Genomic DNA, 13,931 nt, shown 5'->3' on the forward strand with positions numbered 1-13,931 from the left:
CGCGCGCAGATCAGCTCCAGCTGGAGGCGCGGCGAGTGGGCGCCGCGCATCTCGGTGAGCCCCTCGTTGACCAGGTCGGCGGCGCGGCTCAGCTCGGCCGTGCCGAAGGACCGCGCCTGGGCCTGCATCCGCTCCAGGACGTCCGCGGGGGCGCCGATGAGCCCCTTCTCCGCGGCGTCGGGCACGGCGGCCAGGATGACGAGGTCGCGCAGCCGCTCCAGCAGGTCGGTGACGAAGCGCCGCGGGTCGTTGCCGCCCTCGATCACCCGGTCCACGACCTCGAAGGCGGCCGAGCCCTCGCCCGAGGCGAACGCCTCGACGACGGAGTCGAGCAGCGAGCCGTCCGTGTAGCCGAGGAGGGAGGTCGTCATGTCATACGTCACACCGTCGGGTCCGGCGCCCGCGAGGAGCTGGTCCATCACGGACATGGAGTCACGCACGGAACCGGCGCCCGCCCGCACCACCAGCGGCAGCACGCCGTCCTCGACGGGGATGTCCTCCTTGCCGCACACCTCGCCGAGATAGTCGCGCAGGGTGCCGGGCGGCACGAGCCGGAACGGGTAGTGATGGGTGCGCGACCGGATGGTCCCGATGACCTTCTCGGGCTCGGTGGTCGCGAAGATGAACTTGAGGTGCTCCGGGGGCTCCTCGACGACCTTCAGCAGGGCGTTGAAGCCCTGCGGGGAGACCATGTGGGCCTCGTCGATGATGTAGATCTTGTACCGGCTGTGGGCGGGCCCGAAGAACGCCTTCTCCCGCAGGTCACGGGCGTCGTCCACACCACCGTGCGAAGCGGCGTCGATCTCGATGACGTCGATCGAACCCGGCCCGTTCCTCGCCAGGTCGCGGCAGGACTGGCACTCGCCGCACGGCGTCGGGGTGGGGCCCTGCTCGCAGTTCAGGCAGCGGGCCAGGATGCGCGCGCTGGTCGTCTTGCCACAGCCGCGCGGACCGCTGAACAGGTACGCGTGGTTGACCCGGTTGTTCCGCAGCGCCTGCTGCAACGGGTCGGTGACATGGCCCTGCCCGATGACCTCGGCAAAGGACTCCGGGCGGTAACGGCGGTAGAGCGCGAGAGACGACACGCATACGAGGTTATAGGCGCCCACTGACAACCGGACCGCCCGCGGAACGCAAGCGCCCCCCACGCACCCGCCAGAGCCGACCTACCCTTGCTGCCTTCCGGCCCTGGGGGAGTTCAGTCAGATAGCGCCGCGTGAGGGGCTGGGCCACACGTTACCCGATCCGGGGGCCCGAGAACGAGTTCGCAAGCACTCTCCGACGTCATGTAATGTTTGCCGCGGAGGATTCGCCTAGAGGCCTAGGGCGCACGCTTGGAAAGCGTGTTGGGGGCAACCCCTCACGAGTTCGAATCTCGTATCCTCCGCCAGTGCCTCACCGGGCACGATGTCGAAGGGCCCCACCGTTCGCGGTGGGGCCCTTCGACGTTGTCCGCCCTCTCCCCTCTCTTACTCGTGCCGTACGTCACAAAAGTGCCCTTCGTCGTCATGGGCGGGCGCGAACCGGCTGACTTCTGGCGGTCGAGTGGTCGTTCTCCGTCCAACACCCCTGCGCCGGCCCGCCGCGTGCCACGCTGCCGAGCACACCACGCGGGAGACACCATCCAGGGGACGGGACAGGACATGGCCGAGGACGTTCTTCAACTGCACACCACTCTCAGCGTCGAGGCGATCAAGGAGATCTTCGGCTCGACGCTCCAGCTCTCCCGGAAGGTCGAGTTCGGCACCGTCCCGGGGAGCGACAACCCCTTCGCGCGGGACGCCGACTTCCAGGCCTACGCGTCGCTCAAGACGCTGCTCGGGGGCTGGCTGGTGCAGATCTACATCACGGACCGGGCGGACGGCCGCGAGGTCCGGCTGGTCGCGGCGGGCTCCTCCGCGCTGGGGCGTGCCTGGAGCGGGCTGCGGAACGCGTACTCCCTGAGCGACAGCAGGGAGAAGGCGGCGGCCGTGCGGGAACGGCTGCGCTCCGCCGACGCCGGGCTGCGGGTGGTCTGACGCCGGGCCGCTCCGCGGCTCAGGGCAGGACGCGGATCCGCCTCGACTCGCTCACCTGGTCCACCTCCGTCACGCGGACCGTCGCCTTCATGGTCCAGGTGCCCGGGAGGGGGAGGGTGAGGGAGTTGGCGCTCCAGTAGCCGCCCCGGTCGACGAGTTCGGCGTTGATCGGGCCGAGCTTCTGGTCGGGGAGGGTGAAGGAGAGGCGGAGTTCGGGGACGGCGGCCAGGCTCCCGTCCGGGCCGAAGACGACGGCCTGCACCGCGTTGTCGCCGGTCCGACCGGGGTCCAGGGTGATCTGGACCGTGCCGCGACCGCCGGAGGGGCCGAGGTCGAAGGGGATCGTGGTGACGGACGCGGGCAGCACCCCGCCCGCCGGTGCGGTGCGCGCCGCCTCGGTCGCCGCCCGGCCCGGGAGCGTGCTGGTGAGGAGGGTCGTGAGCACCAGGACCACGGCCGCGACGACGGCCTCGGCCAGCACGGACCGGCGCAGGCCCCGGCGCTGCGCGGCGAGCGCGTCGACGTGCGGGTCCCCGGCGGGCGGCCCGGCGGCCGGCCCGGTGACTGGCTCGGCGGACGGCCCGGTGGCCGACCTGACGGACGGGCCGGTGGCCAACTCGGCTGACGCCCCGGCGGACAGGCCCGTGACCGACTCGGCGGACACACCCGTGGCCGCCCCGGCGGACGGCACGATGGCCAGCTCGGCTGACGCCCCAGCTGACGGCACGGTGACTGACCCGGTGCGCGTCGGCTCCGTCAGCGGTGAGGTGCCCGCCGGTACTAGGGCCTCCGTCGCTCGCTCCCTCTCCCTCTCCGGTGCGGAGGCCCGCGCCGCCTCCCTCGTCAGCAGCAGCGCCCCCGTCCAGCGCCGTGAGACCGCGGCCGTGGCCAGCAGCAGGCACACCCCCGCCAGCTTGGCGAGCAGCAGCCGTCCGTACGTCGTTCCGGTGAGCGCCGGCCAGGAGCCGAGGCCGCGCCAGGACTGGTAGACGCCGGTGACGGCCAGGACCGTCACGCAGGCGAGGGCGACGCGGGAGAAGCGGGCGACCGTGGGGGCGTCCGGGACTCCGCGAAGGGTGGTGAGCAGGGCCACGAGGCCGCCGAGCCAGACGCACGTGGCCAGCAGGTGGAGTACGGACGACGTCACCGCTAGGGGCACCTGGGGGCCGGCGACGGCGTGCTCGGCGGCGGCCCAGGTCAGGGCCAGTCCGACGGCCAGGGCGGCGCCCGTCGCGGTGGTGACGGGGCGGCGGGACGCGCGGGTGAGGAGGAGCGCGGCCGGGACGAGCAGCGCCAGCCGGGTCAGCAGCAGCATTCCGGGACGGCCTGTCAGGATGTCGCCGAGGGCGGAGGCGTCCAAGGCTGTCGCGGGGCCGGTTCCCGCCTCGTACGGGGCGCGCAGCGCCAGCAGCGCCACGGTGGCCGCCAGCAGCGTCCACCACCCGGTCACCAGGGGGCGGCGCAGCGCGGCCGGGTCCGGCGGGCGGCACAGGACGGCGAAGGCGGCGGTGCCGATGAGCAGGGCGGCGGCGAGGTAGGCGAGGTAGCGGGCGATCCGGTGGAGGGTGGCGGTGAGCGGGTCCTCGGTCGGGCCGACGGCGATCGCGGCGGTCGTCGCGGAGGGCTTGCCGACGGAGAAGGTGAAGGCGCCGGAGACGGGGTGGCTGTCGGCCGACACCACCCGCCAGGCCACGGTGTAGGTGCCCTCGGCGAGCCTGCCCGGCAGGGTGACGCGGGCCGTGTCGGCGCGGCCGTCCGCGTGCCCGGCGTCCTCGGTGCGCAGACGGTGGCCGCCGGGGTCGAGGACGCGGAAGGAGTCGTCGCGCAGGCCGACGGACTCGGTGAAGGTCAGCGTGACGGTACGGGGGGCCCGCTGGAGGACGGTGCCGTCGCCGGGGTCGGTGGAACGGAGCGCGGCGTGGGCGGACGCCGGTCCCGCGCCGCCGAGGACGAGGAGGACCAGTACGGCCGCCAGCAGCACCGGCCCCCGTGCCCGCCGCCACCCGGAACCCGGAGCCGTACCGCCCGTGTCACCCGTACCGCCACGCCTCACGTCACATCTCCGTCGCCGGGGCCCGCCGCTTCGGGGATGTGTACGGACGCGGGCGCCGTCGCGCTCAGCGCGGGGCCGGGCCGGTCCTCACCACGTGGGGCGTGCCGTGACCCCGCCGTCCACGACCAGGTCGTGGCCCGTGATCCAGGACGCCAGCGGCGAGGCGAGGAACACGCACGCGTCGCCGACGTCCTCCGGGCGCCCCAGCCGTCCGGTGGGCGCCGCCCGCTTCCACCGCCGTACGCCCTCCGGCCAGGCCTCCTCCAGTCCGTCCCGGTCGACGAGGCCGGGCGAGACGGTGTTGACCCGCACGCCCCACGGGCCGTACTCCAGGGCCGCCGCCCGGGCGTGCGCCACGACCGCCGCCTTGGAGGCGCCGTAGTGCGCGTGGCCGGGGGCGGGGGCGCCGGCCTCGACGGAGGCGATGTGGGTGACCGTGCCGCCGCCGTCCTGGGCCCGCATGATCGCGGCCGCGGCCTGCGTGCACGCGAAGACGCCGGTGAGGTTGGTGTCCACGACCGTCCGCCACTCGGCCGCCGTCATCCCGGCCAGTTCCCGTACCGGCTGCACGCCCGCGTTGTTGACCAGCGCCGTCAGCCGGCCGCCGCCCCAGTCGGCGGCGTCCTCGACCAGGCGCCGGCAGGCGTCCTCGTCGGTGAGGTCGGCCCGCAGCACCACCGCCCGGCCGCCGTGCTCCCGGATCCGCCCGGCCACGTCCCGCGCCGCCTCCACCGCCGTACGGCAGTGCACCGCGACGGCCGCGCCCTCCTCGGCGAACCGCAGCGCGATGCCCCGGCCGATGCCGCCGCCCGCGCCCGTGACCAGGGCGACCTGTCCGTCCAGGAGAGTCATGGCCGGCACAGTCCCACGATCCGCGCGGCCTCGGCCGGATAGTGCTCCGTGAGGACGGCCGCGTCGCCGTGTTCGTAGTCCTCGTAGGTGAATCCGGGTGCCATCGTGCAGCCGAACAGAGCCAACGCGCCGCCCGCCGCCACCCTGCCGCCCATCCAGGTGCCGGCGGGGACGGTGAGCTGCACGTGCTGTCCGCCCAGGACGTCCGGTCCGAGCACGGCCGTGCGTGTGCCGCCGTCCGGGCCGAGGAGCAGCAGCTCCAGCGGATCGCCGAGGTAGAAGTGCCAGACTTCGTCGGCGGGCAGGCGGTGCAGGGCGGAGAAGTCGCCCGGGCGGGCGGTCAGCAGGGCGACGATCGCCGTTCCCTCGGGGCGTCCGTCGGGGCGCAGCGGACCGGCCCAGGTCTGCCGGAACAGGCCGCCCTCCTTCGGGATCGGCTCCAGTCCGTAGTGCGCGACGAGGTCCTCTGGGGTCACCGGGGTCACTCCGGGAAGGCTACCTCCCGGCGCAGGAAGGCGAGTTGCGCCTTCTTCTCGGGCAGGTACACGTCCGGGAGGTCGATCTCCGGCAGCACGACCCGCGGTCCGGCGGTGAAGCCCTCCCGGAGGAAGCGGGCCACGGCCTTGTCGTTGCGCACGTCCGGGTCGACCACGATCCGCTTGCGGTCCAACCCGAGCAGGACGTACGCGACGAGGGTCCGCGTCAGCGCGGCGGTCCAGCCGGGCCGCGCGCCGTCCGCCCCGCTGGGGGCGAGCAGCAGGTGGACGCCGATGTCGCCCGGCTCGACGGCATAGCACTCGCTCACCCGGTCGGCCTCGGGTTCGTAGGTCTGGAACAGCGCGACGGGCTCGCCGTCCTTGACCACCAGGAAGGCGTGGTGGGTGTCGAGGCCGGCCATGTGGGCGTAGATCCCGGCGACCTGATCGGGCGTGAGGCCGTTCATGCCCCAGAAGGCGGCCCGCTCCTCGCTGACCCAGCCGTGGATCACCCCGGCGTCCGCGGCGGGGTCGAGGGGCAGGACCCGGACGGTGCCGAAGCCGTCGAGCGCCTGCTCGTGGACGGCGGTGCGGGAGAGGTACGGGTCAGACATCGGTCTCCTTCACGAGCCGGTCGAAGTCGGTGACCACCGGGGCGAGTTCCCCGGCGAGCCACAGGGGCTGCTGGTCGTGGTGGTGGGGCGAGCCGGGGAGGCCCGAGGCGCCGTGGGGGACCACCCAGCGGCTGTCCTGACGGTCGGCCAGGTCCCAGACGTACCGGGCGGCGGGGCCGCGTGCGGCGAGGTCGGTGAGGCCGGGCACGGCGGAGGTGCACAGCACGCAGTCGTGGTCGCCGGACAGGCCGGGTTCCTCCCGGGAGGCGTCCGGCAGGGCACGCCAGGGGGCGAGGCGGTGGGTGTCGCCCCAGGTGCCGGCGGGCTCTCGCGCGGCCACCTCCTCCAAGGCGGCGCGGACGGCCCCGGCGCGGTCGATGCCGTACAGGTTCTCGGCGCGCAGCAGGTGTTCGAGTGCGTAGGCGACGCGCGGCACGAGCGCGAGCCACGGCAGGAGCACCTCGGGGTACGCGGGCGGGACGGCGGCCACGGCGAGGGCCGGGTGTGCCGCCAGGTGCCGTACGAGGGCGCCGCGCACGGCCGCGTAGGCGGCGGCGTCGGTGCTGCCGGCGTCCATGCGGCGGTCCCAGGCGAGGAGGCGGTCGCGCAGGGCGGCGGCCTCGGGCGTGAGGGCGTCGAGGGCCGCCAGGCGGTCGAGGAGCGGGGCGGCGGAGGCGAGGTGGGTGTCGGTGTGGAGGGCGGGCATGTCGGCGGCCGACCAGCGGTCCTTGGCGGCGAGCAGGGCGGCGATGCGCTCGGCGCGGTGCGGCGGGGCGAACTCGACGCCGAGGGGGGCGGCCGGGCCGCGCTGGTTGGCCATGACGGCGACGCCGGCGGTGAGTCCGGCGCGGGGCGTCTCGTGCCAGCCGTTCCACTCGTGGTCGGGTTCCCAGGCGGGCACCGGGCCCAGGCCGTTGGCGGCGGCCCGCAGCGGCACGCGGCCCGCGACCCGGTGCAGCAGCCCGCCCTCGGTGTCGGCGGCCTGCACGACGTTGACCGGTTCCACCCACGCGTCCAGGGCCCGGTCCACGTCGGCGACGCGGCGGGCCCGCAGCAGCGGGAGCAGGGCGGAGAAGCCCAGCTCGGCGGTGACGCGGGGCGGGTGGCGCAGGGCCAGGGCGGCCGGGGTGCCGTCGTCCAGGCCCTCGGGTCCGCCGGCGATCACCGGGCCCCGGTCGGTCTCGACGACCTCGACCTCGACGGGCTCCTCCCCGGCGACCTCGATCAGCTCGGTGTGCCGGGCGGCGCGGTGCCAGGCGCCGTCCGGGCCGAGCGCCTCGACACCGGCGCCGGTGCGGCGCAGCCGTTCGCGGTAGAGGTCCTGGTAGTCGGCCATGGCGTTGGTGATGGCCCACGCGACCGTGCCGGTGTGACCGAAGTGGGCGATGCCGGGGACGCCGGGCACGGCGAGGCCGACGACGTCGAACTCCGGGCAGGACAGGTGGATCTGCTGGTAGACGCCGGGGTCCTCGATGTAGCGGTGCGGGTCGCCGGCGATGACCGCGTGCCCGGTGACGGTGCGCTCGCCACTCACCAGCCAGCCGTTGCTGCCCGCGGTGCCGGGGCCGTCGGTGGCGAACAGGGCGACGGCGTCCGGGCCGAGGTGTCCGGCGATGTGCTCGCGCCAGAGCTTGGCGGGGAAGCCGGCGAAGAGGATGTGCGTGCCGAGCCAGACGGCGAGCGGCGTCCAGGGCTCCCAGCGGCCGGGGGCGAGGCCGGCGCGCGCGAACTCGGGGGCGGGGTCGTCCCGCTCCAGCGACTCGTTCACGCCGTCGACGTACGCCCGCACCCACGCGGCCGTCTCCGGGTCCCGTTCCGCCAGGGCCGCGAAACAGCGGCGGGCGGTGTCGGCGAGCCGGGCGCGGCGCGCGAACCGGTCCCAGGGCAGGGACTCCGGGCCGAGGAAGGACGCCGAGGTGCCCTGGGCGCGGTGCCGTTCGACCTCCAGCTGCCAGGCCCTGTCCCGTGCGGTCACGCGGCCCTGGGCGCGGGCGAGTTCGTCCGCGCTGTCCGCGCGCAGGTGCGGAATCCCCCAGGCGTCGCGGTATATCTCGGCGCTCACCCCTGTGCCTCTACTTTCCTTTAGGTTAGGCTCACCTAAGTCATCTCGTGGCGGAATCGTACGTGAAAGGTGAACGACCGATGGGGCAGGGGCGGGGTTGGGAGGGCGCGGTCCTCAAGCTGATGCGCGCCAAGGACTTCGAGTTCACCGTGACGGACGCCGAGGACGTCACCCCGCACTTCCGGCGGCTTCGCCTGTCCGACGGCGGTCTGCTCGCGGCGGCCGGCGTCCACCCCACGATGTGGGTGCGGCTCTGGTTCGACAACGCGGGCAAGCCGCACCAGCGGGCGTACACGCTGGTCGACCCCGACCCGGCGGCCGGCACCTTCGGCATGGAGTTCGCCCTGCACGAGGGGTGCGCCAGCGACTGGGCGCGGGCCGCGAAGCCCGGCGACACCATCGAGGCGACGGTCCAGGGCACCGGCTTCCAGCACCCCGACCCGGCGCCGTCGCGCCTCTTCGCCGTCGCCGACGCGGCGTCCCTGCCGGCGCTGAACTCGCTCCTCGACGCGCTGGGCACGGTCCCGGCGACCATCTGGTTCGAGGGCGACACCGAGGGCCTGCCGCTGCGTGCCGACCCGGCGCGGCACGAGATCCGCACGGTCCCGCGCCGCGACGGGGGCGCCCACTTGGTGGCCGAGGTGAAGGACGCGCTGCCCGGGCTGCTCCGCGAGACCACCGAGCCGTACGTCTGGATCGCCTGCGACACGGCCACGACCCGGGCGCTGGCGGCGTACGTCCGCAAGGACCTGGGCGTGCCCAAGCAGCGGGTGAACGCGCTGGGGTACTGGCGCGCGACCTGAGCCCGCACGCGCGATCATCGGGGCATGGACGTCACTCTTCACCTCGCCCAGGACCCCGAGGCCGACGAACTCCTCGGCCGCAGCCCGCTCGCCGCGCTGGTCGGCATGCTGCTGGACCAGCAAGTCCCCATGGAGTGGGCGTTCAAGGGCCCGTCGACCATCGCCCGCCGCATGAACGCCGAGGACCTGGACGCCCACGACATCGCCGCGTACGACCCCGAGCAGTTCGCGGCCCTGCTCTCCGAGAAGCCCGCGGTGCACCGCTACCCCGGCTCCATGGCGGGGCGCATCCAGCAGCTGTGCCGGTACCTCGTCGAGACCTACGACGGTGACGCCGAGGCCGTCTGGCGGGGCGTCGGCACCGGTAAGGAGCTGCTGAAGCGGCTCCAGGACCTGCCGGGCTTCGGCAAGCAGAAGGCCCAGATCTTCCTGGCCCTGCTGGGCAAGCAGCTCGACGTCCGCCCCGAGGGCTGGCGCGAGGCCGCCGGCGACTACGGCGCCCCCAAGTCCTTCCGCTCGGTCGCCGACATCACGGGGCCGGAGTCCCTGACGAAGGTACGGGCGCACAAGCAGGAGATGAAGGCAGCGAAGGCCTCCGGCAAGTAGCGGACCCACGACTCGGCGCGCCCCAGGGGACGGCCCTGGACGTGCGGGACTGGCGCCAGGGCGCGCGGCCCGGTCCCTGAACTCGCCGCGGCCGGCACCCGGACGAGCGGCCCGGACTGGGCCCCCTGGGGGGCGAGGTCGATCACCGCTGTCCCGGGGCCAGGGCACGCGGCCCGGTCCTGCGCCCGCGGGGCTGGCGCCAGGCCGGGTGGCCCGACCCGAGCTCACACGGCTGGCGCCGGGGCGGGCGAACTCGATCCGGGCCCCCGGGGCGGGATCGATCGCCGCTGTCGCGAGGCTGGGGCACGCGGCCTGGTCCTGAGCCCACGGGGCTGACGCCGGGGCGCGCGGCTTGGCTCCGGGCCCGCAGGCTGGTGCCGGGGCGGGCGGAGTCGGTCCGGGTCCCGGGGCGGCGGCGCGGGGTCAGTCCGGTGGACCTCTTCGGGTGGCGGGAGCGGCGCGGTCGCTTTCAGCATGGACCATGACCGAGCCACCGAACGGCACCCCCGGGGGCCCGCCGTACGACGACCGCGGAGTTCACGCCCGGCACGGGACGCACACCCGGCCCCCGGGCGGGCCCGAGCCCGAGCCGCCCTTCGAAGGGCCCCTGCACCTCCTGTCCCGCGCCGCCTGGCAGACGGTCCTGCTCACCGGGATCGCCTCGCTGGTCCTCGGCGTGCTGGTCCTGGTCTGGCCGGGCGCGTCCCTGCGCGTCGCCGGGGTGCTGTTCGGCCTGTACCTCGTCGTCAGCGGCATCCTGCAACTCGCGGCCGCCTTCGGCACGCACAGCAGGACCTCGCTGCGGGTCCTCGCCTTCATCAGCGGGGCCGTGTCGATCCTGCTGGGCCTCTTCTGCTTCCGCGGCCTGCTCCAGTCGGTCCTGCTGCTCGCGCTGTGGATCGGCATCGGCTGGCTGTTCCGCGGCATCACCCAGACCGTGGCCGCCGCCCACGACCCTGCGATGCCCGCGCGCGGCTGGCACATCTTCCTCGGCATCGTCACGGTGCTCGCCGGCATCGTCCTGATCGACTCGCCGGTCGAGTCGGTCGCCGTCCTCACGGTGCTGGGCGGCTGGTGGCTCGTGGTCGTCGGCGTGGTCGAGATCGTCACGTCCCTTCAGATCAGGAGCCGGGCCCGCCGGGTCCCGCACACCGTGTGAACGGCACCCGCCGCCGCACCCCGCCGTGGGCCGACCGAGCGGTTCCCGCGCGGGACGTGCTGAAGGGCGTACGCGGAGCGGGGACATGACCTCCGTGACACCCGCCTCGCCCGCCCCCGTCCCGGCCCCCACCGGACACGCCCCCCACGCCGCCCACCGCGGCACGACGGGCGAGGACACGCCACGCACGACGCCGGCATCACGTCCCATCCCCACGAACCGCCCCCGGCCCACACCCCACACCACTCGCGCCACCGGCCACCGCAGCACCACGGGCGGAGACCCGCCCCGCACGACGCCCGCACCGTCCTCCACCCCCACGCACCGCGCCCGACCCGGGGCGCACACCACCCACGCCACCAGGCACCGCGGCACCGCGGACCGCGCGAGGCCCGCACCACGTACCGCCCGTGCCGGGCGACGCGGTGCCTGGGGGCGGGTTCTCGTGTTGCTGCTCGCCCTGCTCGTGCCCTGCGCGCACGCGCAGGGACTGGCGGTGGCGTCTCCCGTGGTGGCGGTCGAGAGCGGCGGGGCGGGCGGCGCCGAGTACGACCACCTCGACACCGTCCCGAGGGCCCCGTCCCGGATCGCCCGGCCACCGGCACCGCCCCACTGGACCGCCCTGCCCGCCACCCTCACCGCCACCGCCACGCACACCCGCGCCGAAAGGCACCCCGCTCCGCCGCACTCACCCCGCGGCACGCGCTCCCTGGTCCTGCGCTGCTGACCGGACCGGCCCCACCGGTCCCCCAGCCCACCCACGGAACGCGCCACCAGGAGCACAGCCATGCTCAACGACCCCTACGCCGTCCTGCGCGCCCTCCTGCGCGCCGAAGCCACCCGCCGCACCCCCACCGAACCCGACACCGCCCACCGCACCCCCGCCGAACCCGACGCCGCGCGGCGGGTCCCGTGCGAACAGCGGTCGCCCGCGCGGGAAAAGAGGCGTGACTGACGGGGAAATCCGCGGTCACCGCGCCCGGTGGGACGTCCGCACAGACGTCCCACCGTGGCCCCCTTCCCCTTTGCCCTCGTTTACGGCGTCTTTTCCGGCGCCGCACTGCCCCGCCATGGCTGCGCCCGCGACGCCCGGGCCGGTAGGCTTTCCGTGTGATCTTCAAGCGCATCGGAAACGGCCGGCCGTACCCCGACCACGGCCGGGAGAGCACCCGGCAGTGGGCGGACGTCGCGCCGCGCCCGGTCCGCCTCGATCAGCTCGTGACGACCAAGGGCCAGCTGGACCTGGAAACCCTCCTCGCCGAGGACTCCACGTTCTACGGCGACCTCTTCGCGCACGTCGTGAAGTGGCAGGGCGACCTGTATCTGGAGGACGGCCTCCACCGCGCTGTCCGCGCGGCGCTCCAGCAGCGTCAGGTGCTGCACGCCCGCGTCCTCGAACTCGACTGACCGGCCCCGCGGCGCCGCGGCTTGACCCTTTCGGGTTGCATTGCACCGAACCGCGGAACACCGACTGATCATCTAATAGGCATCGCCGCCCGCGCGCACTACGCTGCGCTCATGAGCATGCTGACTCCCCCTGGCATGGGCGGCCAGTACAAGATCACGGGGGACAAGTACCCGCGGATGCGCCCGGCCCGGCGACGCGGCAGGCTCGCCTTCGCCGGCGTCGCCTGCGCCGCCGTCCTCGGCGTCCTCGGCTGGGGCACGTTGCAGCTCATCGACGTCTTCACCGGCGGCGACGAGGCGTCGGCGGCCGGTGCCGGGGCGGCCTGCCGGACCGCACCGGCCCGCGCGAGCGCCTCGCCCGCCGTGGCCGTGCCGAAGCCGGCGCAGATCACCGTCAACGTGCTGAACGCCACCACCCACAAGGGTCTCGCCCAGCAGACGGCCGACGAGCTGAAGAAGCGCGGCTTCCGCATCGGCGACGTGACCAACGCGCCCGCCCAGTACGACAAGAAGGTCGACGGCTCGGGCGTGCTGCTCGGACCCGCCGCGGCCCTGAAGGGCTCGCTGCCCGTGCTCGGCACGCAGCTCCCGGCCGCCGAGCGCCGCACCGACGCCGCCCGCAAGGGCGCCACCGTGGACCTGATCATCGGCAACGGCTTCAAGGGCCTGGCGAAGCAGGCGGACGCCGACGCGGCGCTGGCCAGGATGACCGCACCGCAGCCGACGTCCGCCGCGGAGAAGAAGGACTGCTGAGCAGCCGTACGGATGTGCCGGGCGGCTACTCGGCCGCTCCGTACATCCGGTCGCCCGCGTCGCCGAGGCCCGGCACGATGTAGCCCTGGTCGTTGAGGCGCTCGTCGACCGAGGCCGTCACGACCGTCACCGGGGTGCCGGCCAGCTCGCGCTCCATCACCTCGACGCCCTCGGGGGCCGCCAGCAGCACCACGGCCGTGACGTCGTCGGCGCCGCGCCTGATCAGCTCCTGGATCGCGGCGACCAGCGTGCCGCCGGTGGCCAGCATCGGGTCCAGGACGTACACCTGGCGACCCGAGAGGTCGTCCGGCATGCGGGTGGCGTAGGTGGAGGCCTGGAGCGTCTCCTCGTTGCGCACCATGCCGAGGAAGCCCACCTCGGCGGTCGGCAGCAGCCGGACCATGCCGTCGAGCATGCCGAGACCGGCCCGCAGGATCGGCACCACCAGCGGGCGCGGGTGGGAGAGCTTGACGCCGGTGGTCCGGGTGACCGGCGTCTGGATGTCGACCTGTTCGGTGCGCACGTCGCGCGTGGCCTCGTAGGCGAGGAGGGTGACCAGCTCGTCGGCGAGACGGCGGAAGGTCGCGGAGTCCGTGCGCTGGTCGCGCAGCGTGGTGAGCTTGTGGGCGACCAGGGGGTGGTCGACGACGTGGAGACGCATGTCCCCCACAGTAACCGGGCCCCGTCCCACCGGCTCCCCGCGGGCGGGCAAGCGCCCGCGGCAGGTGCGTCACCCGCTCGCTGGAGTCAAACGGCCCGACCGGGGGAAGGCGGAAGGGACGGACGCTGGGTGGTGAGACTGTGCCTGACCGGGACATTCGTGACACGTCGTCCCCGAGCGAGGAGCCGGGGACGCGTCAGAGGACGAGGACGCAGCGCAGGGCGGGGCCGGAGGTGGAGTCCGAGCGCCGACGGCGCCGGGCCCAGTTCCTGCGCGACCTCGCGGAGGCCCGGGAGCTGCGGGACCGCGTCCAGCCGCGCCGCGCCAAGGCCGCACGGCTGCGGCACGCGATGCGCATGCGCACGTTCCGCTGGTAGCGCGGGGCATGTTCCGGAGCCCGTCGGTGGCGCGGGGCCTTCTCAGAGCCCGTCGGTAGCCCGGGTCCCGTTCCGGAGCCCGTCGGTGGC

Annotated in this window: 16 protein-coding genes, 1 tRNA gene and 1 other RNA gene; 10 read left to right on the forward strand and 8 right to left on the reverse strand. The window is 74.5% G+C overall.

The window, feature by feature from the left end:
• Both GTW67_RS23065 and ffs read right to left on the reverse strand, forming a co-directional pair.
• The coding region (locus GTW67_RS23065) for a DNA polymerase III subunit gamma and tau (RefSeq protein ID WP_161166712.1) at positions 1-1,085 on the reverse strand (1,085 nt) is incomplete at its 3' end.
• A gap of 45 nt (positions 1,086-1,130) precedes the next feature.
• Positions 1,131-1,229, reverse strand: an RNA gene (ffs, locus tag GTW67_RS23070) — signal recognition particle sRNA small type.
• A gap of 73 nt (positions 1,230-1,302) precedes the next feature.
• Between ffs and GTW67_RS23075 the strand changes: the two genes are divergently transcribed.
• A tRNA-Ser gene (locus GTW67_RS23075) sits at positions 1,303-1,390 on the forward strand.
• Positions 1,391-1,643: 253 nt separating this feature from the next.
• A complete protein-coding gene (locus tag GTW67_RS23080; protein WP_161166713.1) occupies positions 1,644-2,018 on the forward strand; it encodes a hypothetical protein in 375 nt (124 codons plus the stop codon).
• Positions 2,019-2,037: 19 nt separating this feature from the next.
• Here GTW67_RS23080 and GTW67_RS23085 read toward each other — a convergent pair whose 3' ends face one another.
• The 5 genes from GTW67_RS23085 to GTW67_RS23105 form a co-directional block, all read right to left on the reverse strand.
• Entirely contained in the window at positions 2,038-3,999 is a 1,962-nt protein-coding gene (locus GTW67_RS23085) for a copper resistance protein CopC (RefSeq protein ID WP_161166722.1), read from the reverse strand.
• Positions 4,000-4,158: 159 nt separating this feature from the next.
• Positions 4,159-4,923 carry an SDR family NAD(P)-dependent oxidoreductase gene (locus GTW67_RS23090; protein ID WP_161166714.1) on the reverse strand — a complete coding sequence of 255 codons (765 nt, stop codon included), beginning with the start codon at positions 4,921-4,923 and terminating at the stop codon, positions 4,159-4,161.
• On the reverse strand, positions 4,920-5,399 hold the full coding sequence (locus GTW67_RS23095; RefSeq protein WP_161166715.1) for a cupin domain-containing protein: 480 nt from the start codon (positions 5,397-5,399) through the stop codon (positions 4,920-4,922). Before GTW67_RS23095 ends, GTW67_RS23090 begins: the two co-directional genes overlap by 4 nt.
• Positions 5,400-5,404: 5 nt before the next feature.
• Complete coding sequence (locus GTW67_RS23100) at positions 5,405-6,013, reverse strand: GNAT family N-acetyltransferase (RefSeq protein ID WP_161166716.1); 609 nt, start codon at positions 6,011-6,013, stop codon at positions 5,405-5,407.
• Complete coding sequence (locus GTW67_RS23105; protein WP_161166717.1) at positions 6,006-8,075, reverse strand: penicillin acylase family protein; 2,070 nt, start codon at positions 8,073-8,075, stop codon at positions 6,006-6,008. Before GTW67_RS23105 ends, GTW67_RS23100 begins: the two co-directional genes overlap by 8 nt.
• 80 nt (positions 8,076-8,155) lie before the next feature.
• Between GTW67_RS23105 and GTW67_RS23110 the strand changes: the two genes are divergently transcribed.
• The 7 genes from GTW67_RS23110 (at position 8,156) to GTW67_RS23135 (ending at position 12,803) form a co-directional block, all read left to right on the forward strand.
• Positions 8,156-8,878: a siderophore-interacting protein gene (locus tag GTW67_RS23110; protein WP_161166718.1), complete on the forward strand. Its 723-nt coding sequence runs from the start codon at positions 8,156-8,158 to the stop codon at positions 8,876-8,878.
• A gap of 24 nt (positions 8,879-8,902) precedes the next feature.
• Positions 8,903-9,484 carry an HhH-GPD-type base excision DNA repair protein gene (locus GTW67_RS23115; protein ID WP_161166719.1) on the forward strand — a complete coding sequence of 194 codons (582 nt, stop codon included), beginning with the start codon at positions 8,903-8,905 and terminating at the stop codon, positions 9,482-9,484.
• Positions 9,485-9,965: 481 nt separating this feature from the next.
• Entirely contained in the window at positions 9,966-10,643 is a 678-nt protein-coding gene (locus tag GTW67_RS23120) for an HdeD family acid-resistance protein (protein WP_161166720.1), read from the forward strand.
• Positions 10,644-11,088: 445 nt separating this feature from the next.
• A complete protein-coding gene (locus GTW67_RS23125) occupies positions 11,089-11,370 on the forward strand; it encodes a hypothetical protein (RefSeq protein ID WP_202437582.1) in 282 nt (93 codons plus the stop codon).
• 60 nt (positions 11,371-11,430) lie between these two features.
• Positions 11,431-11,598 (forward strand): hypothetical protein, encoded by a 168-nt coding sequence (locus GTW67_RS37085; RefSeq protein ID WP_202437583.1) that lies wholly within the window; start codon positions 11,431-11,433, stop codon positions 11,596-11,598.
• Between the two features lie 155 nt (positions 11,599-11,753).
• Positions 11,754-12,050: a type II toxin-antitoxin system VapB family antitoxin gene (locus tag GTW67_RS23130; protein WP_003999914.1), complete on the forward strand. Its 297-nt coding sequence runs from the start codon at positions 11,754-11,756 to the stop codon at positions 12,048-12,050.
• Between the two features lie 135 nt (positions 12,051-12,185).
• Positions 12,186-12,803 (forward strand): LytR C-terminal domain-containing protein, encoded by a 618-nt coding sequence (locus GTW67_RS23135; protein ID WP_161166723.1) that lies wholly within the window; start codon positions 12,186-12,188, stop codon positions 12,801-12,803.
• 25 nt (positions 12,804-12,828) lie between these two features.
• Here the strand turns inward: GTW67_RS23135 and upp are convergent, their stop codons facing one another.
• Positions 12,829-13,464, reverse strand: coding sequence for a uracil phosphoribosyltransferase (gene upp, locus GTW67_RS23140; RefSeq protein ID WP_161166721.1), 636 nt, complete (start codon positions 13,462-13,464; stop codon positions 12,829-12,831).
• 233 nt (positions 13,465-13,697) lie between these two features.
• On the opposite strand from upp, the gene GTW67_RS38610 reads away from it, so the two are divergent.
• On the forward strand, positions 13,698-13,841 hold the full coding sequence (locus GTW67_RS38610; RefSeq protein ID WP_189230279.1) for a hypothetical protein: 144 nt from the start codon (positions 13,698-13,700) through the stop codon (positions 13,839-13,841).
• Positions 13,842-13,931 lie beyond the last annotated feature (90 nt).

Source organism: Streptomyces sp. SID5910 (assembly GCF_009862125.1).
In the GTDB taxonomy this organism is placed as follows: Bacteria; Actinomycetota; Actinomycetes; order Streptomycetales; family Streptomycetaceae; genus Streptomyces.